Source organism: Cryobacterium gelidum, from assembly GCF_004403985.1.
Taxonomy (GTDB): Bacteria; Actinomycetota; Actinomycetes; order Actinomycetales; family Microbacteriaceae; genus Cryobacterium; species Cryobacterium gelidum.
Map to the genome: position 1 here is coordinate 43279 of NZ_SOHL01000006.1, position 25961 is coordinate 69239.

The window sequence follows — 25961 nt, forward strand, 5'->3', positions numbered from 1 at the left end:
AGAAATGACCTCTGGCCCGATCACTCCCCCCGTCGCCGCCGCCCCGCTCGCCGCCCCCCTCGCCGCAAAGAAGCCGCACCGTCGCGTTCACCACAACGATGTTTACATTGACGACTACGAATGGTTGCGCGATAAGGACAGCCCCGAGGTCCTCGCCCACCTTGAGGCCGAGAACGGTTACACACAGGCCCGCACCGCCGGCCAGGCATCGCTGCGGCAACAGATCTTCGACGAAATCAAGAACCGCACCCAGGAGACCGACCTGAGCGTCCCGGTGCGTCGCGGCAGCTTTTGGTACTACACGCGCACCGTGGAGGGCCAGGAATACGGCATCCACTGCCGGGCGCCCATCAGTGGTCCCGAAGACTGGGTCGCCCCCATCCTCGGCGACACCGACCCGACCAGTCCGGGCCTTCCCGGCGAGCAAATTCTGCTCGACGACAACATCGAAGCCGAAGGCCACGACTTCTTCTCGCTCGGCAGCTTCGACCTGAGCGAAGATGGCGCCCAGTTGCTTTATGCGGTCGACGTGGAGGGCGACGAGCGCTACACGATCCGCGTGCGCACCATCGCGACCGGTGAAAACCTGCCCGACACGATCTTGAACACGAGCGCTGGCGCCCTGTTCGACCCGAGCGGTCGCTACCTCTTCTACACGACCGTCGACGACGCCTGGCGCCCCGACACCGTGTGGCGGCATGAAATCGGCACCGCGCCAGACGCTGATATGAGCATCTTCCACGAACCCGACGAACGGTTCTGGGTAGGCGTGGGCATCACGCGCAGCCGCAGGTTCCTCATGATCGAGGCCGGCTCGAGTGTCACGACCGAATCCTGGGTGCTCGACGCAAACGAGCCGACCGGGGACTTCACCGTGGTCTGGCCGCGGCAGGACAATACGGAATACGACGTTGAGCATGCCGTGATCGATGGAGAAGACCGCCTGCTGATCGTGCACAACGGCGGTGGTGCGATCAATTTCGAGCTGGTCAGCGTGGCAGCACGAGACCCGCAGGGTGAGCAGCGGATGCTGCTGCCGCACGACCCGCAGATCCGCCTCGAAAGCGTTGACGCCTTCGCCGATTTTCTCGTCGTGGAGTACCGCCGAGACGGCCTCACGCGGCTCGCCATCGACCGGCACGACGCGAAAGGTCTCACCGAGCTCGACTTTGACGAGCCATTGTTCGCCGTCGGTTCGGCGGGCAATCCGGAATGGTATCAACCGACCATCCGGTTCGGATTCACCAGCTTTGTCACCCCCTCGACGGTGTACGACCTCGTCGTGGCAACCGGCGAGAGGCGCCTGCTCAAGCAGCAGCCCGTGCTCGGCGGCTACGACCCGGCCCGCTACGAGCAGCGCCGCGAGTGGGCCACCGCCGAGGACGGCACCCGCGTGCCGATCTCACTGGTCTATCGCCGCGACCTCGTCACGCCCGGCGCACCGGCACCGACCCTGCTCTACGGCTACGGATCGTACGAGCACAGCATCGATCCCGGGTTCGGCATCGCCCGGCTCAGCCTGCTCGACCGCGGTATGGTCTTCGCCATCGCGCACGTGCGCGGCGGCGGCGAACTGGGGCGCACCTGGTACGAAAATGGAAAAACCACGACTAAGCGCAACACCTTCACCGACTTCGTGGCCTGCGCCCGGCACTTGATCGATACAGGCTTCACCACTCCGGCTCAGCTGGTCGCCGAGGGTGGAAGCGCCGGCGGGCTGCTGATGGGCGCCGTCGCCAACCTCGCGCCCGAGCTGTTTTCCGGCATCCTCGCCGAGGTTCCATTTGTCGATGCGCTCACCTCTATTCTCGACCCCTCCCTGCCGTTGACCGTGATCGAATGGGACGAATGGGGCGATCCCCTGCACGATGCCGCGGTGTATGCCTACATGAAGTCGTACTCCCCCGTCGAGAACGTGCGCGCCGTCACCTACCCGGCAATTTTGGCCGTGACCAGCTTGAACGATACCCGAGTGCTCTATGTCGAGCCGGCTAAGTGGGTGGCGAAGCTGCGCGAAGTGGGCGCGGACGCCCTGCTCAAGACCGAAATGTCGGCCGGCCACGGTGGGGTCTCCGGTCGGTACAGCGCTTGGCACGAGCGTGCGTTCAACTACGCCTGGGTGCTCGACGCCGCCGGCCTGAACGCCTCAGAGAGCGACAAGTAGGGGAATGACGGATTCGGCGGGTGCCCCGGCGAATGGGCCCGACGGGACCGCGGCCTGGAAGCGGCTGGTACTGCCGGGGGAACCGCCGCACGGCGCATCCGCTCTGCCACGGATCGGCAATTTCGGCCAACCCCGGCCGTCAGCGACCGGGCCGAAGGTACCGATGGGGCTGCAGTTCGAGCTGCGTGAGCAGACTCCACGCACCAACGACCGCTGGCGTGGGCCGACCGCCAAACCGGTGAAGACCCTCGCGGCCGGCCACGGCGATTTTCGGCTCGGCGTGCGGCCGGTCATCCAGAATGCCAATGGTAATTGGGTGCGCAGCAACGTCACGTGGAGCCACCTCACCTTTCAGTTGAACCGGTTCAACCTCGACCCCGAACATCACCGTTGGATCTCCCAGTTCGCCGCCCTCTACAAGGCCGTGCGCGAGGTCTACACGAGCCAGGAAACCGACTGGATCTATCTCGACAATTTCACCAGCCCGCTGCTCTGGCCGCTTCTGCGTGAGGCCGAGCAGCTCGGCATCGGTTTCGTCGGCAGCAAGAAAGACGTCTCCGTGCGGGTCGGGTCGCTCGCTGAGATCAGCCTGGACGTCTCCCAGGCGGATGCTGCCGGCCCGCTGGTATTGCAAGCTCGCCTGCACATCGACGACACCGGGCATCCGCTCGAGGCCGCCGGAATCATCGCGGGCCACGGGGTCTACAGCGCGCGGTTCGGCACCCCGACCGTGTTCACCCTGGCGCCGACGGCTGGTCCGCTAAGCGCTGAGCAGCGTCATCTGGTCGGGCAGGTCGATGCGGCAGCGGTTCCCGCGGCCGACACGGCCGAGTTTCTTGGGACCGTCTACCCATCCTTGCAACGCTCGGTCGCGGTCACCAGCTTGGATGCCTCCGTGCGTTTTCCCGAGGTCCTCCCCCATAATCTCGAACGCACCGAAGTGCCGCACCTCGTGATCACGACGGTGGAGACCGACCAGCGGGACTGGTTCGACCTCGGCGTCATCGTCACGGTGGGCGCGATCACCGTGCCGTTCGGGCCGCTGTTCAAGGCCCTCGCGAAGGGCCAGACCCGCCTGAAGCTGGTCGACAACAGCTTTCTCTCGCTCGAACAGCCCGAGTTCGAGCAGCTGCACGAACTGATCAACGAAGCCCGCGCACTTCAGGAATGGGAGACCGGCCTGCGCATCAGCCGCTACCAGGCCAGCCTATGGAGCGATTTTGAGGATCTCGCCGATGAAACCGTGCCGGCCACGTCGTGGCGGGCGGCCGCCGCAGGCCTCAAAGACCTGGCCGGGATCGACGCGGTTCCGCTGCCTGCAGGTGTGCAGGCGATCCTCCGCCCATATCAACAGGAGGGGTTCGCCTGGCTCGCATTTCTCTGGAAGCACCAGCTCGGCGGGGTGCTCGCCGACGATATGGGGCTCGGCAAGACGCTGCAGACCCTGGCGGCACTGGTGCACGCGACCGAGTCGACGTTGACATTTCCATTACCAGGGCCATTCCTGGTTGTGGCACCGACATCCGTGGTGGCGAACTGGCTGAACGAGGCAACCCGATTCACGCCCGGACTGCAAGTGCGCACACTCACGGCCACCGAGTCCAAGAGCCGCCGGCTCATAGCGGATGCCGCGGCCGACGTCGACGTACTCGTCACCTCGTACGCATTGTTCCGTCTCGATTTCGACGCGTACCAGGCGGTGACCTGGGCCGGCCTCATTCTCGATGAGGCGCAATTCGTGAAGAACCGCACGAGCCGCGCCTACGCCTGCGCGAAGGAGCTGAACACGCCGTTCAAACTGGCTATCACTGGCACTCCGCTGGAGAACAACCTGATGGACCTGTGGTCGCTGTTCAGCATCGTCGCACCGGGCCTGTTTGCATCGTCACGCAAATTCATCGAGGACTACGTGCGGCCGGTGACCCTCGGATCGAGCCCGGAGCGGCTCGCGAAGCTGCGGCGGCGCATCCGCCCGCTGATTTTGCGCCGCACCAAGGAGGTCGTGGCCCGCGACCTGCCGGCCAAGCAGGAGCAGGAGCTGCAGATCGCGCTGAACCCGGCGCACCAGAAGCTCTACGATACGTTTCTGCAGAGGGAACGGCAGAAGCTCTACGGCTTGATCGAGGAGCTCGACAAGAACCGATTCATCATTTTTCGTTCGCTCACCCTGCTGCGGCTGCTGAGCCTCGATGCCTCACTCGTCGACAAGAAGTATGCGGGTGTGCGCTCGAGCAAGCTTGACGCCCTGTTTGAGCAGCTCGACGATGTCATCGCCGAGGGACACAAGGCGCTCATCTTCAGCCAGTTCACGTCGTTCTTGAAGCTCGCCGCTGCCCGGCTCGACGCGCAGGGAGTTCCGTATTGCTACCTCGACGGGTCGACACTGCGGCGCAGCGAGGTGATCGACCGGTTCAAGAGCGGAGTGGCACCGGTGTTTCTGATCAGCCTCAAAGCCGGCGGCTTCGGTCTCAACCTGACCGAAGCCGACTATGTCTTTCTGCTCGACCCGTGGTGGAACCCGCAGGCTGAGGCGCAGGCCGTTGACCGCACCCACCGCATCGGCCAGACTCGCAACGTGATGGTCTACCGGCTGGTCGCCACCGGCACCATCGAGGAGAAGGTTGTGGCGCTCCAGAAGCAGAAATCTCAGTTGTTCACCGCGGTGCTCGACGACGACGCCATGTTCAGCAGTGCGCTGACCGCCGACGATATTCGCGGGCTGCTCGAGCCCTGATCGGAGGGTTAGACGTCGCTCGAAGCTGCCCACAGGTTGATGCCGTTGTCGACGGCGTGCACGTCGATCGCGGCCAATTCCTCGGCGCTGAACTCGAGGTGCTGCAGTGCCGCCACGTTCGTCTCGAGCTGGGCGACCGACGATGCCCCGATCAGGGCACTGGTCACCGCGGAGTTGCGCAGCACCCAGGCCAGGGCCATCTGGGCGAGCGACTGACCGCGCTCGGATGCGATCTCGGTCAACGCCCGGATGTGGGTCAGCGCCTCGGTACTCACCATGGATTTCTTCGCCGAACCCTCACGCGCCACACGCGAGTCCGCCGGGATGCCCCCGAGGTAGCGGTCGGTGAGCAGCCCCTGGGCCAGCGGCGAGAAGGCGATGCAGCCGGCACCGATGTCGTCGAGCGTGTCAAGCAGGTCGTTTTCGACCCACCGGTTGAACATGGAGTAGGACGGCTGGTGGATCAGCAGCGGCGTGCCCAGGTCGGCCAAGATAGCGGCGGCCTCCCTGGTGCGCTCGGGCGAGTAGGAGGAGATGCCGGCGTAGAGGGCGCGGCCGCTCGTGACGGCGGTGTGCAGTGCCCCCATCGTCTCCTCGAGCGGGGTGTCGGGGTCGGCGCGGTGGGAGTAGAAAATGTCGACATAGTCGACGCCCATACGGCCGAGGGACTGGTCGAGGCTCGACAACAGGTACTTGCGGGAGCCGAAGTTGCCGTAGGGACCCGGCCACATGTCGTATCCGGCCTTGGTTGAAAGCACGACCTCATCGCGGTGGGCGGCAAAATCCTCACGAAATAGCTGGCCGAAGTTTGTTTCGGCCGAACCGTAGGGAGGCCCATAGTTGTTGGCAAGGTCGAAGTGGGTGATGCCCAGGTCGAAGGCCCGACGCAGAATGGCCCGCTGCGTTGCGAGCGGCTTGTCATCGCCGAAGTTTTGCCAGAGTCCGAGCGAAATGGAAGGAAGTTTGAGGCCGCTGCGCCCGGCGCGGCGGTACGGCATGGACTCGTATCGGGATTCATTCGGAAGATAGGTCATCCCACCATGATCGCATCCTCAGCGCCGTGTTCGGGCGCGGTCGGGCAATCGATCAGTGCTCGGCTTTGCTCCCGAGCTGTGTGGCGTCGACGTGATCGCGCAGATAGTCGGCGAATCCCGCTGGAGCACGTCCGACCCGTCGCCCCGACGTCAACACCGGAATCAGCGCGGTGCGGGCCTCTGACACCGCGAGGTCGCGTAGCGAGGCCACCAGCAGCACGTCTTCATCGCGGTCGACCGGTGCAAACTCGCCGGCGGCGAGGTAGAGGTCGGCTCGTACGCCTAGATTGGCGCCGTGAACGTGCGGATGCCCCTCATCAATCGTGTGCAGGGCCTCCCAGCGCCGCAGCTCGGTGACGGCCAGATCGTTGTCGGGCTGCACCGTTCCGAGCACGAGTTCGGCACCGTTGCGGGCCAGCGCCAGCTGGGTCACCAGCCAGTTCGGCGGCACGGCCGAGTCCGCATCGGTGGTGGCGATCCAGATACCCGCAGCGGATGCCGCGACATCCGTTCGTGAATGCAGCGGCAGGTCCAGCGCGTGCCGAATACCGACGCGGCGAGCCACTCCAACGGCTCCAGCCTCGATCTCGTGGCAGCTGAAGTTTGTCCAGTGTGCGGCTACTCGCGCTGACAGGTCGGTGCAGCGATCGAGCACCAGAAGCACGAACACTCGTGGTCGGTCCGGCTCGGGCACGGCGCTCAGCGCGTCGATCGCCGCGGTGAGCGCGCTCAAACAGCGTGGCAGCAACAGCTCCTCATTGCGCACGGGAACGACGATCGCTACGACGTCGATAGAAACGAGACTGATCACGGAACCAGCCCGCCGCGCTGGGCTACCGACAGGGCCGGGCGCGGCTCGTAAACCTCGAGCACGAAGTCACGTTCAAGGTGGTGCACGGTGCGCTGCAGCCCAACCACGCGGGTGAGCTGGGTGTGCACCGCGTCACCGGTGAGCGGATGTTCCGCAACCGGATGCCGCCAGTGACAGGCCACGAGCACTCCATTCGGAGCGAGGCTGGCCCGGCACCGTTCGAGCAGGCGGCGCAGATCGTTCGCGGAACAGTAATAACCGACCTCTGACATTACGATGAGGTCAAACGTACCGTCCGGCCACTCCCCCGGCACCGTGCGGCACTCAAAGGTGACACCCGGCCGGCCAGCCAGCCGTTCGCGGGCTATGGTGAGCGGCTCCTCAACCAGGTCGATGCACAACAGGGTGTCACAGTACTCGGCGAGTTCGGCCGTCAGCACTCCGGTCGAGCAGCCCAGCTCAAGCGCGGCAGAGAAGCGCTGACGCGGGAGGGCCGCGATCAATGCGGAGCGTTTGCGTTTCTCATACCAACGGGATTCAAATCCCCACGGGTCGGGACCCGATGCATAGACACCCTCGAAGAACCCGGCGGTGAGGGTCTGATTCGGGTCGGCCCGGACGCGAGGGGGGCGATTCGCCGGTTTTCGTGCGCGAGCGGGCCGGGGCGGGGCATCCGCCGCTCCGTTCAGAGTCATCTCGAGGAGCGTTTCGTAGTCCCGCGCGAAGTGCGCTCGAAAGCCAGCCGGAACGATCTCTTCATCGCCGAGGGAATCCGACAGGGGCCCCACCTGGCTGCGATGAAATGCGAGAGCTCGAGCCTTGACCTTACGCTCGGCGGGAAGCAGGTTGAACAAACGCACGGCCGCCTCCGACCAGACCGCAGCGTCGGGGGTCGACCAGTGCCAGGCCCAGATCGGATACTCGAACAGGCGCGCACCGCGTTCTCGCGCCGCGCGCTCGGCCGCCGCACTGGCCGCTGCATGATCCGGATGCTTATCGGCTCGCCACGGCGATACAACCCAGGTGGATCCACCCGCCTCACCGATCGCCTCAACGATTTCTTCCGCGGCGATTCCTACATGCTCGGCCAGTTCGCCGTCGGGAAGCTCCAACAGGTGAACCCGGGCGTTGGGAGCGAGGTGAGCGAGGGCATCCGTCACCTCGATGCGGCGAATTTGTGCGAGTCGCGCCGGATCATGGGTCGGTGACTGTGGGTGAGACGCCTCGCCGTTACTCAGCACTATGACCACGATTGGCAGCCCGAGCCCGGCGACATGAGTGATGAGTCCACCGACGCCAAGACTCTCGTCGTCGGGATGCGCCGACACCACGACAAGTCGTTTTAGCCCGTCGAGGTCCAGCGAAGCGAAGCGATCGGGCCAGTGAGCTGCCTCCCAGACCTTCTCAGGCGTTCCTTTGTCAGAATGACTGAAAGTCACCATGGTGCATTCCCCCTCGCTACGAGCATCCGGCCCAACGCAGCATCATCGCGTTCGGCATGGTGTTGGCGCACATAAAGCTGCAGGTCGGCCACCCGCTGGGCATGCCGGGCATCGAGCGCGAGCGGAGCCGGCCCCAGTGCATGCCCGATACGGAATACAACCTCGTCGACCGTTCGGGCAACGAGCGCCCGCACGCGTGCGGCGAGCAGGGAACCAGCTGGCCCGTCAGCCTCGCCGGCATCAATGGCGAGTGCCGCCGCCCCGAGCGCCAATTTCGACCCGGTCACGGCCACGTCGACCGCGCCGAGGTGGGCGAGTGCAATCTGGTCGGGGGTGCGGTTCGCGGTGGAATCGTAGAGCGTGCGGGCCATTCCCACGACGCCACCCCACCACACGGCGGCCACGCCGATGCCGCCCCAGGCAAACCCTGGCCGACGCTGGTACCATCCCTCGTCGCCGACCGGATCGGCGGTGACGGCCGAAAAATCGACGGGGCCGCTCGTCACCTGGCAAAGCCCGCGCGCCACCCAGGCGTCGTCGTGCACCCTGATGCCCAGATCGCGCAGGTCGACGGCAAACAGACGGCGGCCCAGGTCGCCAGCCGGGCCTGATACGCGAGCCGTCACGAGCGCGTGGCTGAGTAATCCCGCGAGCGAACACCACGGCTTGATGCCGTCGAGCCGCCACCGGTCGCCGACCCGGGTTGCCGTGACGGCGGGGCCAGCACTCTCCGCCGCGAACACGCCCCAGGTTTGGTCGGGCCGGGCCGGGTAGCCCGCCTGGTGCAGAATTGCCCGCGCGTCGAGGTGCGCCTCGGCCACCCGCGCCGCCGTGAGGTCGGCCGCCGCGAGCGTCGACAGTATGTCGAAGAGTTGCGCCGTGTGGCCCTCCCCCGGCCGGGGAACGGCGGCGAGAGTGCTCGCAAGCGTCAGCGCCCGCCGCGCGTCACCGTTGACTGCGAAGGCAGCGCCAGCGAGGCCACCCTGTGTGCTGCCGCTGTCGGCCCAGAGCACCTTCGATTCACCCGGCATGTCAACCCTTTCCGTTGGCGGCTCCCGAATGGGGGCCCCGAACGTCAGGACGCCCGAGACTTCGACGTGGACGAGGAGCGCTTGCGCGGTTTGCGGTTTTCCGCGCTGACCATCCAGGAGTACTGCTCGAGTTTTTCAATGAACGCGTGCAGAAGGTCGGCGCTCGTGGGGTCTTCCTCGTCGACCTCATCGTGCACCTTACGCATGTTGTCGACGGTTGCATCGAGCCGTTCAGTGATCAGCGTGACCGTCTCGGTGGTGTCGACCTCGCCGTCCGGAAACTTCGGGAGGTGCGTCGTTTTGGTGACCGTCTCGCTACGGCCATCCGGCATGGCATCGAGGGAGCGCATCCGCTCGGCCACTTCGTCGGAGAACTCGCGCGCATCCATGATGATTTCGTCCAGTTGCAGGTGGAGGTCTCGAAAGTTCTTGCCGACGACGCTCCAGTGCGCCTGCTTGCCCTGAACGTGCAGTTCGATCATGTCGACGAGAACGGACTGCAGGTTGTTGCTGAGTCTTTCGGAGGCTTGCATGGTGACCTTCCAATCGGGGGGAATTTGCATCGAGACCATATCACCGCGGAAGATTCTGGGGCACAATGCCAGTAGCCCGACCGAGGGTCGCAGACCCGAAGTGCGGCCCCCGGGTTTTCGGGCAGCAGGTGCAAGCACGCATCTCGCGGCAGGTCAGGCGTCGTTCGAATCCCGTGGCGCGCGCGGCTTGCTGTATTTTTTGTGCGCGGTCTGCGGTGCGGTGCCGAGGATGCGCGCAATGTCGGCCCAGGAACAGCCGCCGTCGCGCATCGCGTTCACCGCCGCGGTGACCCGGAGGGTGACCTCCACCCGATCGCGCACCGCGCGTTCCAGCTCACGTTCGAGGGCCCGGTACGGGCGCGCGATGTGCGCTGTGGGCTCTTCTGCAGGGGCAGACACCGTCACCGACTCGTTGGGCTGGTCCGGGGCAGTACTGGTCATCGGCAACCTTTCCATGGATGCAACGTAGGCCGCGCGTGCCGCTGCGTCAAGCGTTAGGCGGAGGCACGCTGACGCCTGCACGGTCGCGTCGTCGGCATCTCTTCGCACGTGCGTGCGCTGTGGCAGAATCGGTGGCATGACACGCGTGAGGCTTCCCGGCACAGTCCTGTCCGTGAGCCGTGACGATAAGCACCGCTTCAGTAAACCGACGGTGAGCAGCATTCGTCTTGTGGCCGGATTCGGCGTGGACGGCGACTCGCACGCCGGGGCGACGGTGCAGCACCTGTATGAAAAAAAGCGCAATCCTTCGGCGCCGAACCTCTGCCAGGTGCACTTCATGGCCGCCGAGCTCTTCGATGACCTCGTGCCGACCGGCTACACGGTAGCGCCGGGCGAACTCGGCGAGAACGTGACGACCGAGGGAATCAACCTGATGTCCCTGCCACTCGGTACCCGGCTGCACCTCGGCGCGCAGGCTGTGGTTTCAATCACCGGCATGCGCAGCCCCTGCTCGCTCATCAACGGCTATCAAAAAGGCCTGATGAAGCAGCTCATCAAAACGGATGCCGCCGGTACGGTTCACCGCCGCGGCGGCATCATGGGTGTCGTGGTCAGGGGCGGGGTCGTGAACCCGGGCGACTGCATCCGGGTGGAGCTCCCCGCAGGCGAGCAACTCCCCCTTGGCGTCGTCTAGCGGTGAGCGCGCCCGAGGACGACTCGGCGCCCCCCGTCACCCGCACCACGACCGGGCTCTCGACTGGAGTCTCGGCCGGCGGGGTTTAGGCTACTGCGCGTCAGCGGAGCTGTGGAACCACGGCGGGTAGACCGCGACCTTGGGCTTGAACGAGCTGGACTTCAAAATGCCGCGCACGGTCTCGCGCACATTGTCGTTGGACACTCCGATGAGCGTGATCCACTCGATCGGGAACGCATCGGGCACGAGCAGCTCGGCTTCGAGGAGCATCGCGCCGTCGGCTTCGGCGCGCAGGGTCTGCAGCATGCGCTCGGCGGTGGCCGGCGTGGCGCCGAACCGGGTGAGTTCGTCGGCGGCATCACCGTTGGTGACGGCGATCACCGTGGGGATGAGGGCGGTCTCGTCCTCGGTGGAGTCGGCATCCGTCGCGGGGAGGGCAGCGAGTCCGTCGTTGATCTTTTTGACCGTGCTCACGAGCATGACGAAGTCGAAGGCCTCTGACCCATGGGCGTTGAGGGCCAGGCGCGGGTCAGCGGCCTCGGCGCGCAGGTTTTCCCAGACCGTCGCATTCGGCGACAGGAAGAAGGGCACATACTCAGCGACGCCGCGGCCGTCGCCAGCGACACGGGCCTCACGGCGCACGTCGCGAGTAGCCGGGGTCGAGATGTCAACGGTGGGCCGCGTGGTGAGGGCCTCGTTGGCGAGCAAGCGCCCGTCGTGCAAAATCGCGGCAAGGTTGCTGATGTGGGTGAGGTGATACACGCGTTGCTCGTCGACATTGTCGGCCGAGACCGGTTCGGCACGCACCGGTCGGGGTGCGCCGGCGAAGCGAACGGGGCGAGCAGTGCGCGCGGCCGGCGTGGCCGCGGTCGGCAACGGGTCGCGCAACGAGGACAGCTTCGGGGCGCGGGTCTTCTTCACCGGCGTAGCGGGCTCAATGGCGGCTTTGGGAAAACACAGGGCGCACAATTGGCCCTCGAGTCCGTGGATGCATTCGTCGTCCAAGAGGGAAAAACCTTTCGTTTTGCGGCTCGCGCCACTCGGAAAAGCCGAACGTGCATACCGCCTATCAACGTTACGTTCATTTGGGGTGTGGCGGTGACCGTTCTCTACCTTTTCGGCGACTCCGCGTGAACAATCGCAGCCGGCCTGCAACCCGGCTGGCGCGTGCTCGATCACCAGCAGCGCGAACGGTGTGCCGTGGGCCGTGTTATTTCGTCGTGGCGGGATGTCTCCGCGGTAAACCCCGCATGGTCGCTCGCCGCGTATGGTGCGGCCCGGGCCGGTATCGTTGGCAGCAACAACCGAGCTGGGAGACCCTACTGTGTGGACGACCGTTCCGGTGATTGCGGCCGTGCTGATCGGCTCGAGCATGCAGCGCATCACCGGCATGGGGTTCGCGCTGGTCGCGGCTCCGTTTCTGGTTCTGCTGCTGGGACCGGTTGACGGTGTCATCGTGGTCAACGTGTGCGGGGCTCTCACCTCCTGCGTGATTTTGATGCGCGTGTTTCGACAGGTGGACTGGCGGCGCTACGGCCTTCTGGCGGCGTGCGCCGTGGTCGGCATTGTTCCCGGTTCGTACGTTTTGCAGTTCGTCTCCGTGGCGTGGCTTGAAATCTCGATCGGCGTGCTCGTGGCCGCTGGACTGACCGTCTCGGTGAATCTCGGCCGGGTTGTCGTGCGAGACCGGCTGGGTTTCCGCGTGATTGCGGGCGTGACCAGTGGGTTCATGAACACGACTGCCGGCGTCGGCGGCCCGGCGGTGAGCATCTACGCGATCGCCACGGGTTGGCCGCAGCGTTCCTTTGCCGCCACGATGCAGCCGTACTTTCTCACGATCGGGCTGGCGTCCCTGTCGTCGAAATTCGCCCTGGGCTCGGCCGACGTACCGCAGTTACCCACCGTGGTCTGGATTCTGATCGGATGCGCCTGCATCATCGGCCTCATCGTTGGCGACCTGCTTTCCACGGTGATCGAGCCGCACGTGGCCCGGCGCCTGCTCGTGATTGTGGCCTACCTCGGGTCGATCGCGACCATCGTGCGCGGAGTTCTCGAGCTGCTCGCCTGATCGCGCTGGCCCCGCCCACTCCCAGCGCGAAAAACGCTCGGAGGGCCCAAGCAGCAGGTTCTCGCGATTCTTCTCCGAGAGGTGCTCGTGACCGGTCTTCGGTTCACTTGTTTCGGCAGCGTCTAGATGATGAAGTCGAGGCCCTCTGCCGACACCGACGCTGGCTCGGCGGGGTGATGCGCGGCATCCGTTTGCTGCTCATAGGTGGCCGTCACGAGAATAGGCATGTGGTCGGACGTGCCCTGCGGAAGCGTCTCGACGTTGGAGATCGTCAGGCCCATCGAGGTCGCGAGGTCGAAGTGCCCCCGAAAGAACTTGTAGCGGGTGTAGGTGCGCGTGTCGCTGAGCGTGAGGTCGTAGCCCGTGCGGTTCACCCTGTTGCCTAGCTTGCCCTGGAAGATCGGGTAGTTGTAGTCGCCGACCATGAGGGTCGGCAGGCCGGGGCCGAGGATGCTCAACTCTTCGTGGGCCGAGTGGATCTGGTTACGGCGCAGGGAATTGAGGGCGGTCAGCGGCGCCGCATGAAACGATGCGACGACGAACTCCCGCTGTGCGACATGGTCGATAAGACGGGTGGCGATCAGTCGTTCGTGCGCGGGCGCGGCGAGTCGGTCGTGCAAGGACTTCTTGAGCGCGAAGGTCTGGGTTTTGACCGCCGTGAAGCGATCCTTGCGGTAGTAGATGGCGAGGCCGAGCCGGTTGCGGCGGGTCGAGTCGGCCAGGTGCAGGTTGCCGACCTCGGTCGGCAGGTCACTGGTGTTGCATTCCTGCAGACAGAGAATGTTGGGCGTGTAACGCTCGGTCAGTGCGACGAGTTCGCCGCTGGCGCGATTCTTGCGGAGGTTGTAACTAATGACCCTCATGGCACCCGTCTCAGACTCGATGGCTAGCCTTTAGCCTACGACTCTCGTCGGGGTCGAAATTGAACATCCGGGGTCAGTTGCTACATGCGCAGGTGGTGTCCAGCCTCGCGCCGGCCCGTGCAGCAAACGGCTCGCCGCCACACGGCACGAACTCAGGATGCGCCTGGCATCGATCTCCAGTGCGAAGACCGAGGCGTCGCGGCGCGCAAACGTAGACTGGAAAGCCCGGAGGTCACTTCGGCGACCGCGAGGAGCCGCATGACCCAGAACGACATCGTTCTTATTCGCCATGGCCAGACGGAGTGGAGCATCTCCGGCCAGCACACCGGGCGCACCGACATTCCTCTGACCGACTTCGGGCGTCGGCAAGCGGATGCCCTCGGCGAGATGCTCGACGGCGCACACTTCGATCGGGTCTATTCGAGTCCGCTGGTGCGGGCCTGGGAGACCATGGAACGGGCGGGCTACGGCGCCCAGGGTGTGCCGAGCAACGACATGCTGGAGTGGGACTACGGGGTGTACGAGGGTCGGCGCACGGTGGACATCCGTTCGGAAATTGCCGGGTGGACCGTGTGGGACAACCCGGTTCTGGGCGGTGAGTCCGTCGACGAGGTGGGCGCACGCGCCGACCTCGTCATCGAACAATGCCTCGCGGCCGAAGGCCGGGTGGCCGTTTTCGCGCACGGACATTTTCTGCGCATCATGACCGCGCGCTGGATGGGCCTGTCCGCCGTCGCAGGCAAGGGCCTCAGCCTCGGTACCGCGACGATGTCGACGCTCGGCTGGGAGCACGAGAACAGGGTGTTGCAGATGTGGAACGACGCCTGCCACCTGAGCTCGATGGACCCGGTTGTCTAGTACGTTCCCTGACGGCACAAACTACCCCCAGTCTGAGTTAGACAGAATCTATTCGTTGGAATCGTTGTTGTCATCTCGGGTGCCGCTATCCACCTCACCTGCCCGGAGGTGACCAACGGAACGATTTACAGCGTCGACGCCGAGGGCCCCTCGTGCACCGCGGATGACGTCTTCATCTTTCAGATCTCCAAGGACCTGGAACAGGCATCCGCCCAGAACGTGATCCTGGCCGGCGGCGTGCAGGCGAAGAACGTGTTCTGGCAGGTTGCCGGATCCGTCGCCATCGGCACGACCGCGCACTTCGAAGGCACCATTCTCAGCCACACCATGATCGCACTGAAGACCGGAGCGACCATCAACGGCCGCCTCCAGGCCCAGACGGCCGTCACGCTGCAGAGCAACACGGTCACCGCGCCCGTGCAGTAACACGGCAGACGCCAAAGGCGCGGGTGACGCACCGTCACCCGCGCCTTTGACGTTGACTTCAGCGCACCGGCACCCACGTGCCCTTGACTCGCTCGGTGACCAGGGACGCTCGCAGCTCGGCGACGACCCTCAGCTCGGCCACGACGTGGGCGCCGATCTGCAGGGCCGACGGGGCGTCATCCGCTGTGAAACGCACGATCACCCGGGGTGCGCCGGCAACGATCGACAGGTCGGAGGCCTCCACTGTGGTGAATTCTGCGGCTGCGGCTGCAGCCAGCGGCACGACCGAGGCTGGCGCGGTTCCCGGGTGCAGGGATTCGATACTCATGGTGACGCGATAAGAAGGCATGGTTTCAGGGTACGGGTACTGCTTTACTGAATGGGTCCTCATCACCCACGTTTGGAAACCCATGACCTACACGGCCACGATCGTCGCCCAAGTGCAGTCCACCAAACCCGATGCCCTCTGGGCTATCGCAACCGCCCTCAACACCGAGGTCGAGAACCAGACCGGCGCGAACGCATTCATCGCCCTGCCCGATGGCGGTCGGGTGGAAGTGGAAATCCCCAAGTTCGGCGAGAGCCTGCCGCTGACCATCGACGTGGTGGATGCACGCAGCCAGGGCGCGGCGCGGGCATCCGCTCAAAACATTCTGGACCTGCTCGAGCAGTCCACCGGCTGGCAGGTCGACCACCTGCACGACTGAAACGGATGCCCCGCCGCAACACTCAGATGCGCCGCTTAGGATCGAAGACATGACTGAAATGACTGCCACCGCGCCGCGCATCACGATGTATGGAGCGGAGTGGTGTGGCGATTGCCGCCGGTCCAAGTCATTCCTTGACCGCCTCGAGGTGGACTACGACTACGTCGATCTGCTGCTCGTCGAGGACGGCGCCGACCGTGCCCGCGCCATCAGCGGCCGCACCAACATTCCCGTGATCGTGTTTCCCGACGACACCCACTTGGTCGAGCCGAGCGACGTCGAGGTGCGCATAAAGCTCACCCAGCTCGGCCGCATCAGCTGACCCACCTCGCCCCAGAGGGGCCCGCGGTGTTCGTGCTACTGTCAGAAATCGCAGATACCACCGGGGGTCGCACCATGCACAAAACGCTCATGCCGTCGACGCGACGCGTGCCTCTTTCGCTGTGGATCAGCGCGGTGCTCTTCGTGCTGTACAGCGCGCTGGGGGTCGCGGTCTGTCTCGAAGTACGCAACGATGCAGTGAATATACTCGCCCTGTTGACCGCGTCGCCACTGATGTTCGTGGGCATGGTCATCGCCGTGGTCGACATCGTGCGCACCCGCAAACGCGGCAACGCCGCCCAGGCTTACGCCCGGCTGCAGCGGGTGGGCCTCGTCCTCATGGTCGCCGCGATGCCGCTGTGGATGGCCATCGCCATCGCGATCGCCTCGCTGCCCTAGCGTCCCCAGGGGAGGCCAGAAATTAGAAAGAGCTGAAAAACAGCCAACCCGGCCAGCAGTATGCAGAGCAAAAAACGCCTATTGCAGCCGTCAGCGGCGCACGATGGAACGTAGCAGACGTACGGCAACCGAGAGCGAGGCCATGTCGTCTTGTGCGAGCGAGTTGACCTCTTTGAACACGCTGCGAGCGCGGCCGAGCTGTTCTGCGTTGAGTTCTTCCCAGGCGAGGAGGCGCTCCTCGGGCGCACCGGCAGCTGTTTCGTCGAGCACGGACCGGACCATGTCGGCGACGGTCGAGTACAGGTCGTCGCGCAGTGCGGCGCGAGCAAGAGCCTGCCAGCGGTCCTTACGCGGAAGTTTGGTGATGCGCTCGAGCAGATTATCGACACCGAATCGGTTGTAGACCGTGTAGTAGATGGCGGCGACCTCGGTGACCTGCACGTTTGCCCTGGCCGCGACCTTGGCCACGTCGAGCAGCGCGTACGCCTCGAACAGCTCAGACCAACGGCGGCCGAGATCGTCGGGCAGGCCCGACTCCCTGGCCCGTTCTTCCTGCATTTTCAGGCGCTGGAGGTCTGTTCCCTGCAGGTAATCGCCGAGGCGCTCGCGCATCAGCGCGATCTGGGGCTTGTACTTCGCGATCACCGCGGCGACGGGCAGGGAGCCGCCGTGGTTGACCTGCCAGCGCACCGCACGGTCGAGCAGACGGCGAATGTCGAGGTGAATGGCCGTCCACTTCGCGGTTGGGAACGACGACGGCAGCGCGTTGAGTTCGCCGACCATCGTGTCGAGATCGAAGATCTCGCGCAGGGCCACGAAGGCCCGTGCGATCGTCGCCTCATTGGCCGAGGTCTCTTCCATCGTGCGGAAGGCAAAGGTGATGCCGCCGAGGTTGATCATGTCGTTTGCCACGACGGTCGCGATGATCTCCCGGCGAAGCGGATGCGTGTCGAGCTCGGCATCGAAACGCTCCACCAGGTGAGTGGGAAAATACCGGCGCAGGGTGCTCCCGAACCACGGGTCATCGGCCAGATCGCTGTCGCGGAGCGCGGTGGCCAGCTCGATCTTGGCGTAGGCGGATAGCACGCTCAGCTCGGGGCTGGTCAGCCCCTGGCCGCGATCGAGACGCTCCCGCAGCGTGGCCGTCGTCGGCAGGGCCTCCAATTCTCGCTGCAGACCACCCGATTTCTCGAGCCAGTTCATCAGGCGTTCGTAGCTCGGGCTCCAGTTGTTCACGAGCACTCGGTCGTTGAGCAGCAGAATATTTTGGTCGACGTTGTCGACGAGAACGAGACGCCCGACCTCATCGGTCATCTCGGCGAGGAACTCGGCCCGCTCGGCCGGGTCAAGCTTGCCGGCGGCGACCATGCGGTCCACGAAGATTTTGATATTGACTTCGTGGTCGGAGCAGTCCACGCCGGCCGAGTTGTCGATCGCGTCGGTGTTGAGGATCACGCCGGCCAGCGCAGCTTCGATGCGCCCGAGCTGGGTGAAACCGAGATTGCCGCCTTCCCCGACGACCTTGACGCGAAGGTCTTTGCCGTCGACACGAATGCCGTCGTTGGCCTTGTCGCCGACCTGCGCGGCGGTTTCGCTGCTCTCCTTGACGTAGGTGCCGATGCCACCGTTGTAGAGCAGATCGGTGGGCGCCAGCAGAATCGCGCGCAGCAGCTCCGGCGGGCTCAACTGCGTGGTCGTCTCGGGCAGTCCGAGCACGACCTGCACCTCGGCCGAGATGGGAACGACCTTGGCCTGGCGAGGAAAGACGCCACCGCCGGTGCTGATCAGGTCGGTCGAATAGTCGGCCCACGAGGAACGCGGAAGTTCAAACAGCCGGGCCCGCTCCGCGAAGGAACGCGCCGGGTCGGGGTTCGGGTCGAGAAAGATATGCCGATGGTCGAAGGCGGCGACCAGCTTGATGTGCTCCGACAGCAGCATGCCGTTGCCGAACACGTCGCCGGACATGTCGCCCACTCCAACGACGGTGAAGTCTTCGATTTGAGTGTCAACGCCGAGTTCACTGAAGTGGCGTTTGACCGACTCCCAGGCGCCCTTGGCGGTGATGCCCATCTCTTTGTGGTCGTAGCCGACCGAGCCACCGGAGGCAAACGCATCACCGAGCCAGAAACCGTACTCGGCAGCCAGCCCGTTGGCGATGTCCGAGAACGACGCCGTACCCTTATCCGCTGCGACAACGAGGTAACTGTCATCGTCGTCGTGCCGCACCACGCGGCGCGGTGCGACGACATGCTCGCCATCGGCCTCGGCTACCAGGTTGTCGGTGAGGTCGAGCAGCCCACGAATAAAGGTTTTGTAGCTCTCGATCCCCTCGGCCAGCCAGGGTGCACGGTCAACGCCGGGGTCGGGAAGCTTCTTGGCGAAGAACCCGCCCTTGGCACCGGTCGGCACGATGACGGCGTTCTTGACCGTCTGCGCCTTGACCAGGCCGAGCACCTCGGTGCGAAAGTCTTCTCGGCGGTCTGACCAGCGCAGCCCACCCCGGGCGACCTTGCCAAAGCGCAGATGCACGCCCTCGACGCGCGGCGAATAGACCCAGATCTCATACATGGGCTTGGGAGAGGGCATCTGCCCGATCTGTGACGGGTCGAGTTTGATGCTCAGATACGGCTTGTACTGAAAGAAGTTCGTGCGCAGGGACGCCTCGATCAGGGTGATGAGCGTGCGCAGCACGCGGTCGGCGTCAAGGGTGGCCACCTGCTCCATCGCGACCCGCAGCTGTTCGCGCACGTCGGCGACGCGGAGCATCCGCTCATCATCTGACAGGTCGGGGTCGAATCGGGCCTCGAACAGTGCGACCAACCTGCTGGTCACGGCCGGGTTGGCGAGGAGAGCGTTCGCCACGAAGCCATACGAGTTGGTGTTGCCGATCTGGCGCAGATACTTGGCGTAACTGCGCAAAATGACCACGCGGTGCCAGGGTATGCCGTCTTGCAACACCAGGCGGTCGAGGGTGTCGGATTCGATGGCTCCGCTGATGGCTGCGCCGAACGAGTCGGCCAGCAGCGCGCCGGTCGTGACCGGGTCGACTCCGGCCGGGTAGTGCAAGCCGAGGTCGTAGAGGTAGAAGCGGCGCCCGTCGGTGGTCTGAATCTCGAACGGCACCTCATCGAGCACCTCGAGCCCGAGATTCTGCAGAAACGGCAGAATCTGGCTGAGGCTTTTCGGTTCGGTCATGTAGAGCTTGATGCGCGCGTCTTCGCCGGGGTCGCCGGACGTTTTCGGCAGGTATACGTGCAACCCGAGGCGAGCATGGGTCTCAGCGGATGCCCCGCCCTGCGCGGCGCAGGCCTCGAACCGCCCGATGTCTTCGAGGGCGTCGGTGATTTCGTAGTCGATCTGGTAGCTGTCGGGAAATGCGTCGGCCCAGACGTTCGACAGGTGCTCGGCCTCTTCGACCGAGTGTGTCTCGCGCAGTTCGTCGCTGATCCCCTGGGGCCAGGACCGCACGGCCAAAGCCAGGCGGTGTTCCAGCGCCGCGGCATCGACAGAGTCGGCCGAGACGTCTTTGGGCAAGCGGATGCGATAGAAGAGGCGGGCGAGCGCCGATTCGGTCATACGCGCTTCGAAGTCGAGTGAATCCGAGCTGAACGTCTCCTGCAATTCTTTCTCAATGCGCAGCCGCACGGTCGTGTTGTAGCGGTCACGGGGCAGGTAGACGAGCGCCGACATGAAACGGCCGTAAATGTCGGGCCGCAGGAACAGCCGGGTACGGCGACGCTCCTGCAGGCGCTGAATCGCGAGCGACACGGCCACCAGTGCGGGCACCTCGATCTGGAACAGTTCGTCCCGCGGATAGGTTTCCATAATGCCGAGAAGATCTTTGCCGCTGTGCGACTCGGGCGGAAAACCAACCTCGGTCATGACGGCCTTGACCTTCTCGCGCAACACCGGCACGGCGGTGACCGAGCTGGTGTAGGCGCTCGCAGCGAACAAACCGATGAAGCGCTGCTCGCCATTGACCTGGCCGGCGGCATCGAAACTCTTGATGCCGATGTAGTCGAAGTAGGCCGGACGATGAACGGTGGACCGGGAGTTGGCCTTGGTGATCACGAGGGCCGCGCGCTCACGCGCTTTTTGACGGCCGGCATCCGTGAGGTGCTGGATCTGGTGGCGGTCGTCGGCGGAACGCAGCAGGCCGAGGCCGCTGCCTTCGATGAGCGTGAGCACGTCTTCGCCGGCAAGCGTCTCGAGGTTGTATTCGCGGTAGCCAAGAAAGGTGAAGTTGCCCTCGTCGAGCCAGTGCAGCAGTTGTTGGGTCTGCCGGAGGTCTGTGATCTGCTCGGCGCCGACGATGTTGTCGAGGGCCTTGGCGATCTGCATGGCCTTGGTACGCATGAGCGGCCAATCAGCGACGGCAGCGCGCACGTCGCTGAGAACGGAGGTCAGCCCATGAATGAGATTGGCCTGCGCGTCGTCGCTCGCGCTGTCAATCTCGATCGCGATCCACGATTCGAGGTGCGAGGCGTCATCACCGACGGCGATGAGGTGAGCGATGTTGGGCATGGCAGAGGTATCACCGCTGGAAACACCGGCGCTGGATCCACTGGCACTGGCCGGAATACGGTTGATGTCGACGAGGTCGTTCGTGGCTTTGTTGCGGGCGACGATGAGCAACGGGTGCACGACCAGGTGGATGGCCGAATGCTGGCGCACCAGTTCGGCCGTGACCGAGTCCACGAGAAAGGGCATGTCGTCGGTGACGATGTAGACGATGCTGCGACCGGATTCATTCTGAATCTCGACGGTCGCCGTTTTCGGCACCCGTCGCTGCGCGACCTGCCTATGGGCTCGCGCCCGGGCATCGAGAAGCTCCGGGGAGTAGTTCGCCGCATCTTCGTCTGTTAGATGCTCGTAGTAATCAACTACGAACGTTTCGAGCGTTGGACCTAATGGGGATAGACCCGACGGGGACAGACCCGTTCGGGTGAAACCAGACGACATCGAAAAAACGCCTCCATCAAATTGCTCGTCGCGTGGATGCGGCTTGCTTACGCTCGTAAACTACCGGCACTCGCCGACATTCCCGGGTGGGATGCTGGCTCGGCGATGACCGGGCAGTCAACGAGCAACACTCAGTCCACACTTAGCATTACGAAATACGTGTGCAGGGCTCCTGCGGCGGACACGTCGGTGTGCCTCGTCGAACTCAAGCATGGAGTTCCCTTGCACGCCCATCGTAGCGCCGAGCGCTGCGCCCCGGTCGTGCCACCGCAGAACCTGCGGCCCGCTGCGACGAAACAGCCTGCGCATCGTCGATTCGGTCGTGACCGGGGCATAACGAACCTGCACGTGTCGCATTACCCTGCTTAGTACCACCCAACGGACTGCGAATGGGACCAGGCGGCGCACGGAGTTCCGTACGACGAGGCCTTGATGTAACCGAGGCCCCACCTGATCTGCGTGGTTGCGTTGGTCGCCCAGTCGTTACCGGCCGACGCCATCTTGCTCCCGGGGAGCGCCTGGGGAATGCCGGTCGCACCACTGCTCGAGTTCATGGCTGCGTAGTTCCAGCCCGATTCTTTCTGCCACAGCCGGTCGAGGCAGCTGAACTGATCCCCGCCCCAGCCGTATTGCGCGGCGGCCATCGAACGCGCCGTGGCACGAGCGCCCTCAACGCTGTTGCCTCCCGCGAGGGACTGCACACGATCGGCTTCGGCAGCGGCTTGAGCGGCCGCTTCGGCGGCGGCGGCTTCCGCGGCGGCAGCAGCAGCGGCAGCGGCAGCAGCAGCAGCCGCGGCCTCCGCAGCAGCCTCAGCGGCGACGCGGTCGACTTCGGCCGTGGCGGCAGCGACCGACGCGGTCTGAGTCTTCGCCTCGGCGGTGAGCGACTCCAGCCGGTCGGTCGGCAGGATTTCATAGCTGGCGAGCGAAGTGGCTACCGAGGTGAGGGCGGTGGCATCCACTTTGCTCTGGCTGGCAGCGATGACCACGTTGGCCGCGTCAAGAGCAGCCGATGCGTTGTCGCGAGTGATTGCCTCACCGCGCATGGTGTAAACCTCGAGCTGGTCGCTCTCGCGGCCCGTGCTCTCGGTCAGTGCGGTCGTGGCAGCGACGCTGTCTTGCTTGGCATCGGCCGACTGGGCAGCGACTCCGCTGCCCACGACGAGGCCGGCAATAACGAGCACGGCACCTGTGGCCGCGGCAATCTCGTGCCGACGGGTGCGGGGTTTGCGGGGCGTACGGTGGCTTCGAGAGGCGAAGTGGCCATGAGGTAGTTCGGCGTTTTTTGGGCGCATGTCCTTTATCTGGCGCGAAGGATAGACGCTAGGTACGCCTGTTCGCTGGGTTGGTGAGCCCGTGCACTTCGGGGTGGCACGGGCAAGGCCGCCAGCATGGCCGGACTATTTGAATGAAACCTCACTATTTTCTTTGAAAGCCCTGACATTCGGTCGCGCGCGCTCTGACATGACATACTGTGCGACTACCTGGGTGCTGGTAGACCCGTCAATGGAACGATACAGCTGATCAGAGCCGAATTATTAAAAAAATACAATCGGTGAGAGGGCGTCGTCTCGGCTAAAAAAACTCAACAAATTTTGCGCGGAAAAGCCAGGAAGCGCCTCAGGGCGCGTTTTTCGTGGACAACCTTGCCTGAGCGATCCAGACTGGATCCACTGTCGCATTCACACTGTTGTACTCAAAGGAGAAGCCGTGACCGTACTCTCAGACGCCCAGGAACTTGCTGGCGACCTCACCGATCTGCGCCGCCGCCTGCACCAGGAACCGGAGCTCGGGCTGCACCTGCCGCGTACCCAGGAGAAGGTGCTCGAGGCACTGAGCGGGCTTCCCTACGAAATCACCCTCGGCACCGACGCCACCTCGGTGACGGCGGTACTGCGTGGAACGGGCGGCGAGGCATCCGCTGTGCGGCCCGTGGTGTTGCTGCGCGGCGATATGGACGCGCTGCCGATTCAGGAGCACACCGGGCTTGACTTCAGCTCGCGCATCGACGGCGCCATGCACGCCTGCGGTCACGACCTGCACACAACCATGCTCGCGGGTGCGGCGACCCTGCTCGCCCACCACCGCGACCGGCTCGTCGGAGACGTGGTGCTCATGTTCCAGCCGGGCGAGGAAGGCTTCGACGGAGCGGGGGTGATGATTCGCGAGGGCGTGCTCGACGCCGCTGGCCGCCGCGCCGACGCCGCCTACGGCTTGCACGTGATGTCGGCCGGCGCTCCCAACGGGCAGTTCATGAGTCGCACGGGCATCCTGATGTCGGCCAGCGATGGCCTCACAGTGACGGTGCACGGAGCGGGCGGGCACGGTTCTGCCCCGCACCAGGCGCAGGATCCGGTAACGGTGATCGCCGAGATGGTCACCGCGTTACAGGTGATGGTCACCCGCCAGTTCGACATGTTCGACCCTGTAGTGCTCTCGGTCGGGGTGTTGCAGGCCGGTACCAAGCGCAATATCATTCCCGAGTCGGCGCGGCTGGAAGCGACAGTGCGGTCCTACACGGCGCAATCGCAGGCCAAGCTGAAACGCGTCGTGCCCCGACTGCTCGAGGGAATCGCCGCGGCGCACGGCCTCGAAGTGACCGTGGACTACGTCACCGAGTACCCGCTGACCATCACCGATGAGGGCGAAACCGGCCGGGCCGAACGGGTCGTGGGCGAGCTCTTCGGCGGCCAGCGATTCACCCGCATGGTCAACCCGCTCAGCGGCTCCGAAGACTTTTCACGGGTGCTGGCAGAGGTGCCGGGAACTTTCGTTTTTCTCTCGGCGCAGCCGCGACAAGCGGATGCCGCCACCGCCGCTTTCAACCACTCCCCCGCGGCGACCTTCGACGACGACGTACTGGCAGACGGCGCAGCGTTGTACACCCAGCTGGCGTTGTCCCGGATGGCCGAGTTGGCCGTCTGACTCAAAACCGCCACAATGCTGTCAGGTCACGAACCGCTCCTCGCGGTGCTGCATACCAATCTAGGTGCGCCAGGGTGGATCAGCACTGGGGGTGTTGGCGCGGTGGGTGCGGGCTGGTCGCCAGGTTTGGGTGGGGTCCCAGATGAGTGGTCCTTGTATCTGGGGTCTTCCTCGGACCATGCGGATCTTCCACCCACTCGTGTCGATGGTGTGGTGGTGGTACCAGCACAAAAGGGTGCCGTTACCAATGTTGGTGGGTCCGTTTTGCTGCCAGGGGGTGACGTGGTGCACTTCGCACCAGCGGGCGGGGATGGTGCAGCCGGGGATGATGCAGCCTTCGTCGCGGGCGGCGATCGCGGCGCGTTGCCTGGGGGTGAAGCAGCGGAGTGTATCGCCGAGGGAGAGCACGTTGCCGTTCTGGCCGAGCAGTACTTGTTGGTAGCCGCCGGCGCAGATGAGTTCGCTCACGCGGCGGAAGCTGAGGGGGGCGTCGATGCCGTCGATCCAGCCGACGCCGCGGCCGTGTTCGAGGTCGACGGCGTTGATGTGCACCGTGACGGTGGGGGCGGCGCCGCCCATGGTCGGGGTCTGTGGGTCGCGCGCGGCAGATTCAAAGATCGAGCGAAGGATGTCGGCGCGTTTCTCCCCGCCGGTGCGACGGTCGCCGTCGAATCTGTCATCGCCGCTGAACGGTTCGTCACTGAACGGCTCAGTGCCGGTGCCGGTGCCGGTGCCGGCCGTGCTGTTGAGCAGTTCGGTTGGCACAAACCTGGGCGTGGTCGACCGTACCGACAGGTAGGTATCGAACAGGGTGTCCATGATGCCGCGGAGTTCTGGCGTGACGTCGGCGCGCAGCGGGTAGAGCCCATTGCGCAGCAGCCCGAACGTGAGGGTGCTTGTCGCTTCGACGGCGTCGTCGTTGGGGGCGGTGCCGTCGGGATCGAGGCGCCCTTGCCACTCCAAGGCTTGGGCACGCAGCAGGTCCGGCGCGAAACGGATCCCCGCGCCGGGTAGCCCGGCGGTCTCCGCGGTGATCGCGCCGGTCGCCGAGGCGACGAGGGCGCGTTCGACCCGGTCGAGGTCGTCCTGCCCGACCCGGCCGTGCAGGCCGGTGAGGGTGGTGGCGATGATCTCCGCCGACTCCAGCCCGAGGTCGCCACTGATCAGGCCGTCGGCAATGACCGGATACCGGGCAGGCACCGGCAAGCCAAGCGGCGTGCGTTCCACCGCGGTCTCGCCAAGCTTCAGACGCCGTTTGGCTTCGCGGGCGGAGATGCCGGCGAGGTGGCTGATGAAATCGACCCGGTTGCGGCATCCGTTCCTGTAGGCGAGCGACCCGGTGCCGAGGTCGGTCTCGGCACGGGCGCCGATGTCGGTGGTGGCGCGGAGCCTGGCCCCATCAACCTTGCGACCAAGCGCTTCCAGGGCCGCCATTACCGCGATGGCTTCGGTGTCGTCGAGGTGACCAAACCGCACCCCGTCCAACGCTGCAGCCAGAATCGCACCGGCTTGGGTAATTGCCGCGACCCGAGAAACCTCGGGATCCGG

At 65.0% G+C, this 25961-nt stretch carries 22 protein-coding genes; 10 read left to right on the forward strand and 12 right to left on the reverse strand.

Annotation, left to right across the window (positions count from 1 at the left end; translation table 11 throughout):
• The first annotated feature begins 4 nt into the window (after nucleotides 1–4).
• Nucleotides 5–2164 carry a S9 family peptidase gene (locus E3T50_RS03850; RefSeq protein ID WP_134550668.1) on the forward strand — a complete coding sequence of 720 codons (2160 nt, stop codon included), beginning with the start codon at nucleotides 5–7 and terminating at the stop codon, nucleotides 2162–2164.
• Nucleotides 2165–2168: 4 nt separating this feature from the next.
• Nucleotides 2169–4898, forward strand: a complete 2730-nt coding sequence (locus E3T50_RS03855; RefSeq protein ID WP_134550669.1) for a DEAD/DEAH box helicase — start codon at nucleotides 2169–2171, stop codon at nucleotides 4896–4898.
• An 8-nt stretch (nucleotides 4899–4906) separates the two neighbouring features.
• On the opposite strand, the gene mgrA is transcribed toward E3T50_RS03855, so the two are convergent.
• From mgrA to E3T50_RS03885, 6 genes are all read right to left on the reverse strand, one after another.
• Entirely contained in the window at nucleotides 4907–5932 is a 1026-nt protein-coding gene (gene mgrA / locus E3T50_RS03860) for an L-glyceraldehyde 3-phosphate reductase (protein WP_134550670.1), read from the reverse strand.
• Nucleotides 5933–5984: 52 nt separating this feature from the next.
• Nucleotides 5985–6743, reverse strand: coding sequence for a glycosyltransferase (locus tag E3T50_RS03865; protein WP_134550671.1), 759 nt, complete (start codon nucleotides 6741–6743; stop codon nucleotides 5985–5987).
• Entirely contained in the window at nucleotides 6740–8185 is a 1446-nt protein-coding gene (locus E3T50_RS03870) for a bifunctional PIG-L family deacetylase/class I SAM-dependent methyltransferase (protein ID WP_134550672.1), read from the reverse strand. The genes E3T50_RS03865 and E3T50_RS03870 overlap by 4 nt, the downstream gene beginning before the upstream one ends.
• Nucleotides 8179–9216 (reverse strand): acyl-CoA dehydrogenase family protein, encoded by a 1038-nt coding sequence (locus E3T50_RS03875; protein ID WP_134550673.1) that lies wholly within the window; start codon nucleotides 9214–9216, stop codon nucleotides 8179–8181. Before E3T50_RS03875 ends, E3T50_RS03870 begins: the two co-directional genes overlap by 7 nt.
• Nucleotides 9217–9260: 44 nt before the next feature.
• Nucleotides 9261–9749 (reverse strand): Dps family protein, encoded by a 489-nt coding sequence (locus tag E3T50_RS03880; protein WP_134550693.1) that lies wholly within the window; start codon nucleotides 9747–9749, stop codon nucleotides 9261–9263.
• A 153-nt stretch (nucleotides 9750–9902) separates the two neighbouring features.
• Nucleotides 9903–10190, reverse strand: coding sequence for a hypothetical protein (locus E3T50_RS03885; protein WP_134550674.1), 288 nt, complete (start codon nucleotides 10188–10190; stop codon nucleotides 9903–9905).
• Between the two features lie 172 nt (nucleotides 10191–10362).
• Between E3T50_RS03885 and E3T50_RS03890 the strand changes: the two genes are divergently transcribed.
• On the forward strand, nucleotides 10363–10884 hold the full coding sequence (locus tag E3T50_RS03890; protein ID WP_478213421.1) for an MOSC domain-containing protein: 522 nt from the start codon (nucleotides 10363–10365) through the stop codon (nucleotides 10882–10884).
• 90 nt (nucleotides 10885–10974) lie between these two features.
• Here the strand turns inward: E3T50_RS03890 and E3T50_RS03895 are convergent, their stop codons facing one another.
• Nucleotides 10975–11889: a DarT ssDNA thymidine ADP-ribosyltransferase family protein gene (locus tag E3T50_RS03895; protein WP_166784196.1), complete on the reverse strand. Its 915-nt coding sequence runs from the start codon at nucleotides 11887–11889 to the stop codon at nucleotides 10975–10977.
• A 319-nt stretch (nucleotides 11890–12208) separates the two neighbouring features.
• On the opposite strand from E3T50_RS03895, the gene E3T50_RS03900 reads away from it, so the two are divergent.
• The gene (locus E3T50_RS03900; protein ID WP_134550677.1) at nucleotides 12209–12952 is read left to right on the forward strand and encodes a sulfite exporter TauE/SafE family protein; all 744 of its coding nucleotides are present in this window, start codon (nucleotides 12209–12211) and stop codon (nucleotides 12950–12952) included.
• 122 nt (nucleotides 12953–13074) lie between these two features.
• On the opposite strand, the gene E3T50_RS03905 is transcribed toward E3T50_RS03900, so the two are convergent.
• Nucleotides 13075–13815 carry an endonuclease/exonuclease/phosphatase family protein gene (locus tag E3T50_RS03905; RefSeq protein WP_134550678.1) on the reverse strand — a complete coding sequence of 247 codons (741 nt, stop codon included), beginning with the start codon at nucleotides 13813–13815 and terminating at the stop codon, nucleotides 13075–13077.
• A 258-nt stretch (nucleotides 13816–14073) separates the two neighbouring features.
• Between E3T50_RS03905 and E3T50_RS03910 the strand changes: the two genes are divergently transcribed.
• Together E3T50_RS03910 and E3T50_RS03915 are read left to right on the forward strand one after the other, a co-directional pair.
• Nucleotides 14074–14673 (forward strand): histidine phosphatase family protein, encoded by a 600-nt coding sequence (locus E3T50_RS03910; protein WP_134550679.1) that lies wholly within the window; start codon nucleotides 14074–14076, stop codon nucleotides 14671–14673.
• 108 nt (nucleotides 14674–14781) lie between these two features.
• Nucleotides 14782–15099, forward strand: a complete 318-nt coding sequence (locus E3T50_RS03915) for an ice-binding family protein (protein ID WP_198417941.1) — start codon at nucleotides 14782–14784, stop codon at nucleotides 15097–15099.
• Between the two features lie 58 nt (nucleotides 15100–15157).
• Here E3T50_RS03915 and E3T50_RS03920 read toward each other — a convergent pair whose 3' ends face one another.
• The gene (locus E3T50_RS03920; RefSeq protein WP_134460227.1) at nucleotides 15158–15448 is read right to left on the reverse strand and encodes a hypothetical protein; all 291 of its coding nucleotides are present in this window, start codon (nucleotides 15446–15448) and stop codon (nucleotides 15158–15160) included.
• A 61-nt stretch (nucleotides 15449–15509) separates the two neighbouring features.
• Between E3T50_RS03920 and E3T50_RS03925 the strand changes: the two genes are divergently transcribed.
• The 3 genes from E3T50_RS03925 to E3T50_RS03935 all read left to right on the forward strand — a co-directional run bounded on the left by E3T50_RS03925 (nucleotide 15510) and on the right by E3T50_RS03935 (nucleotide 16526).
• Nucleotides 15510–15806 carry a hypothetical protein gene (locus E3T50_RS03925; RefSeq protein WP_134550681.1) on the forward strand — a complete coding sequence of 99 codons (297 nt, stop codon included), beginning with the start codon at nucleotides 15510–15512 and terminating at the stop codon, nucleotides 15804–15806.
• A gap of 58 nt (nucleotides 15807–15864) precedes the next feature.
• Nucleotides 15865–16128, forward strand: coding sequence for a glutaredoxin family protein (locus E3T50_RS03930; RefSeq protein ID WP_420898711.1), 264 nt, complete (start codon nucleotides 15865–15867; stop codon nucleotides 16126–16128).
• A 74-nt stretch (nucleotides 16129–16202) separates the two neighbouring features.
• A complete protein-coding gene (locus E3T50_RS03935) occupies nucleotides 16203–16526 on the forward strand; it encodes a hypothetical protein (protein WP_134550683.1) in 324 nt (107 codons plus the stop codon).
• Nucleotides 16527–16616: 90 nt separating this feature from the next.
• On the opposite strand, the gene E3T50_RS03940 is transcribed toward E3T50_RS03935, so the two are convergent.
• Nucleotides 16617–21488 carry an NAD-glutamate dehydrogenase gene (locus tag E3T50_RS03940; protein WP_134550684.1) on the reverse strand — a complete coding sequence of 1624 codons (4872 nt, stop codon included), beginning with the start codon at nucleotides 21486–21488 and terminating at the stop codon, nucleotides 16617–16619.
• A gap of 365 nt (nucleotides 21489–21853) precedes the next feature.
• The gene (locus tag E3T50_RS03945; RefSeq protein WP_174844727.1) at nucleotides 21854–22672 is read right to left on the reverse strand and encodes an aggregation-promoting factor C-terminal-like domain-containing protein; all 819 of its coding nucleotides are present in this window, start codon (nucleotides 22670–22672) and stop codon (nucleotides 21854–21856) included.
• Nucleotides 22673–23198: 526 nt separating this feature from the next.
• On the opposite strand from E3T50_RS03945, the gene E3T50_RS03950 reads away from it, so the two are divergent.
• A complete protein-coding gene (locus tag E3T50_RS03950; RefSeq protein WP_134550686.1) occupies nucleotides 23199–24413 on the forward strand; it encodes a M20 metallopeptidase family protein in 1215 nt (404 codons plus the stop codon).
• A 60-nt stretch (nucleotides 24414–24473) separates the two neighbouring features.
• Here the strand turns inward: E3T50_RS03950 and E3T50_RS03955 are convergent.
• Nucleotides 24474–25961: HNH endonuclease signature motif containing protein (locus E3T50_RS03955; RefSeq protein ID WP_134550687.1), on the reverse strand; the 1488-nt coding region annotated here is incomplete at its 5' end.

Excerpts from the sequence above, each read along its gene's own strand:
- E3T50_RS03850 (WP_134550668.1), top strand. The coding sequence starts at position 5 with ATGACCTCTGGCCCGATCACTCCCCCCGTCGCCGCCGCCCCGCTCGCC.
- E3T50_RS03885 (WP_134550674.1), bottom strand. The coding sequence starts at position 10,190 with ATGACCAGTACTGCCCCGGACCAGCCCAACGAGTCGGTGACGGTGTCT.
- E3T50_RS03935 (WP_134550683.1), top strand. The coding sequence starts at position 16,203 with ATGCACAAAACGCTCATGCCGTCGACGCGACGCGTGCCTCTTTCGCTG.
- E3T50_RS03925 (WP_134550681.1), top strand. The coding sequence starts at position 15,510 with ATGACCTACACGGCCACGATCGTCGCCCAAGTGCAGTCCACCAAACCC.
- E3T50_RS03870 (WP_134550672.1), bottom strand. The coding sequence starts at position 8,185 with ATGGTGACTTTCAGTCATTCTGACAAAGGAACGCCTGAGAAGGTCTGG.
- E3T50_RS03940 (WP_134550684.1), bottom strand. The coding sequence starts at position 21,488 with ATGTCGTCTGGTTTCACCCGAACGGGTCTGTCCCCGTCGGGTCTATCC.
- E3T50_RS03875 (WP_134550673.1), bottom strand. The coding sequence starts at position 9,216 with ATGCCGGGTGAATCGAAGGTGCTCTGGGCCGACAGCGGCAGCACACAG.
- E3T50_RS03905 (WP_134550678.1), bottom strand. The coding sequence starts at position 13,815 with ATGAGGGTCATTAGTTACAACCTCCGCAAGAATCGCGCCAGCGGCGAA.
- E3T50_RS03930 (WP_420898711.1), top strand. The coding sequence starts at position 15,865 with ATGACTGCCACCGCGCCGCGCATCACGATGTATGGAGCGGAGTGGTGT.
- E3T50_RS03920 (WP_134460227.1), bottom strand. The coding sequence starts at position 15,448 with ATGCCTTCTTATCGCGTCACCATGAGTATCGAATCCCTGCACCCGGGA.
- E3T50_RS03880 (WP_134550693.1), bottom strand. The coding sequence starts at position 9,749 with ATGCAAGCCTCCGAAAGACTCAGCAACAACCTGCAGTCCGTTCTCGTC.
- E3T50_RS03910 (WP_134550679.1), top strand. The coding sequence starts at position 14,074 with ATGACCCAGAACGACATCGTTCTTATTCGCCATGGCCAGACGGAGTGG.
- E3T50_RS03855 (WP_134550669.1), top strand. The coding sequence starts at position 2,169 with ATGACGGATTCGGCGGGTGCCCCGGCGAATGGGCCCGACGGGACCGCG.
- mgrA (WP_134550670.1), bottom strand. The coding sequence starts at position 5,932 with ATGACCTATCTTCCGAATGAATCCCGATACGAGTCCATGCCGTACCGC.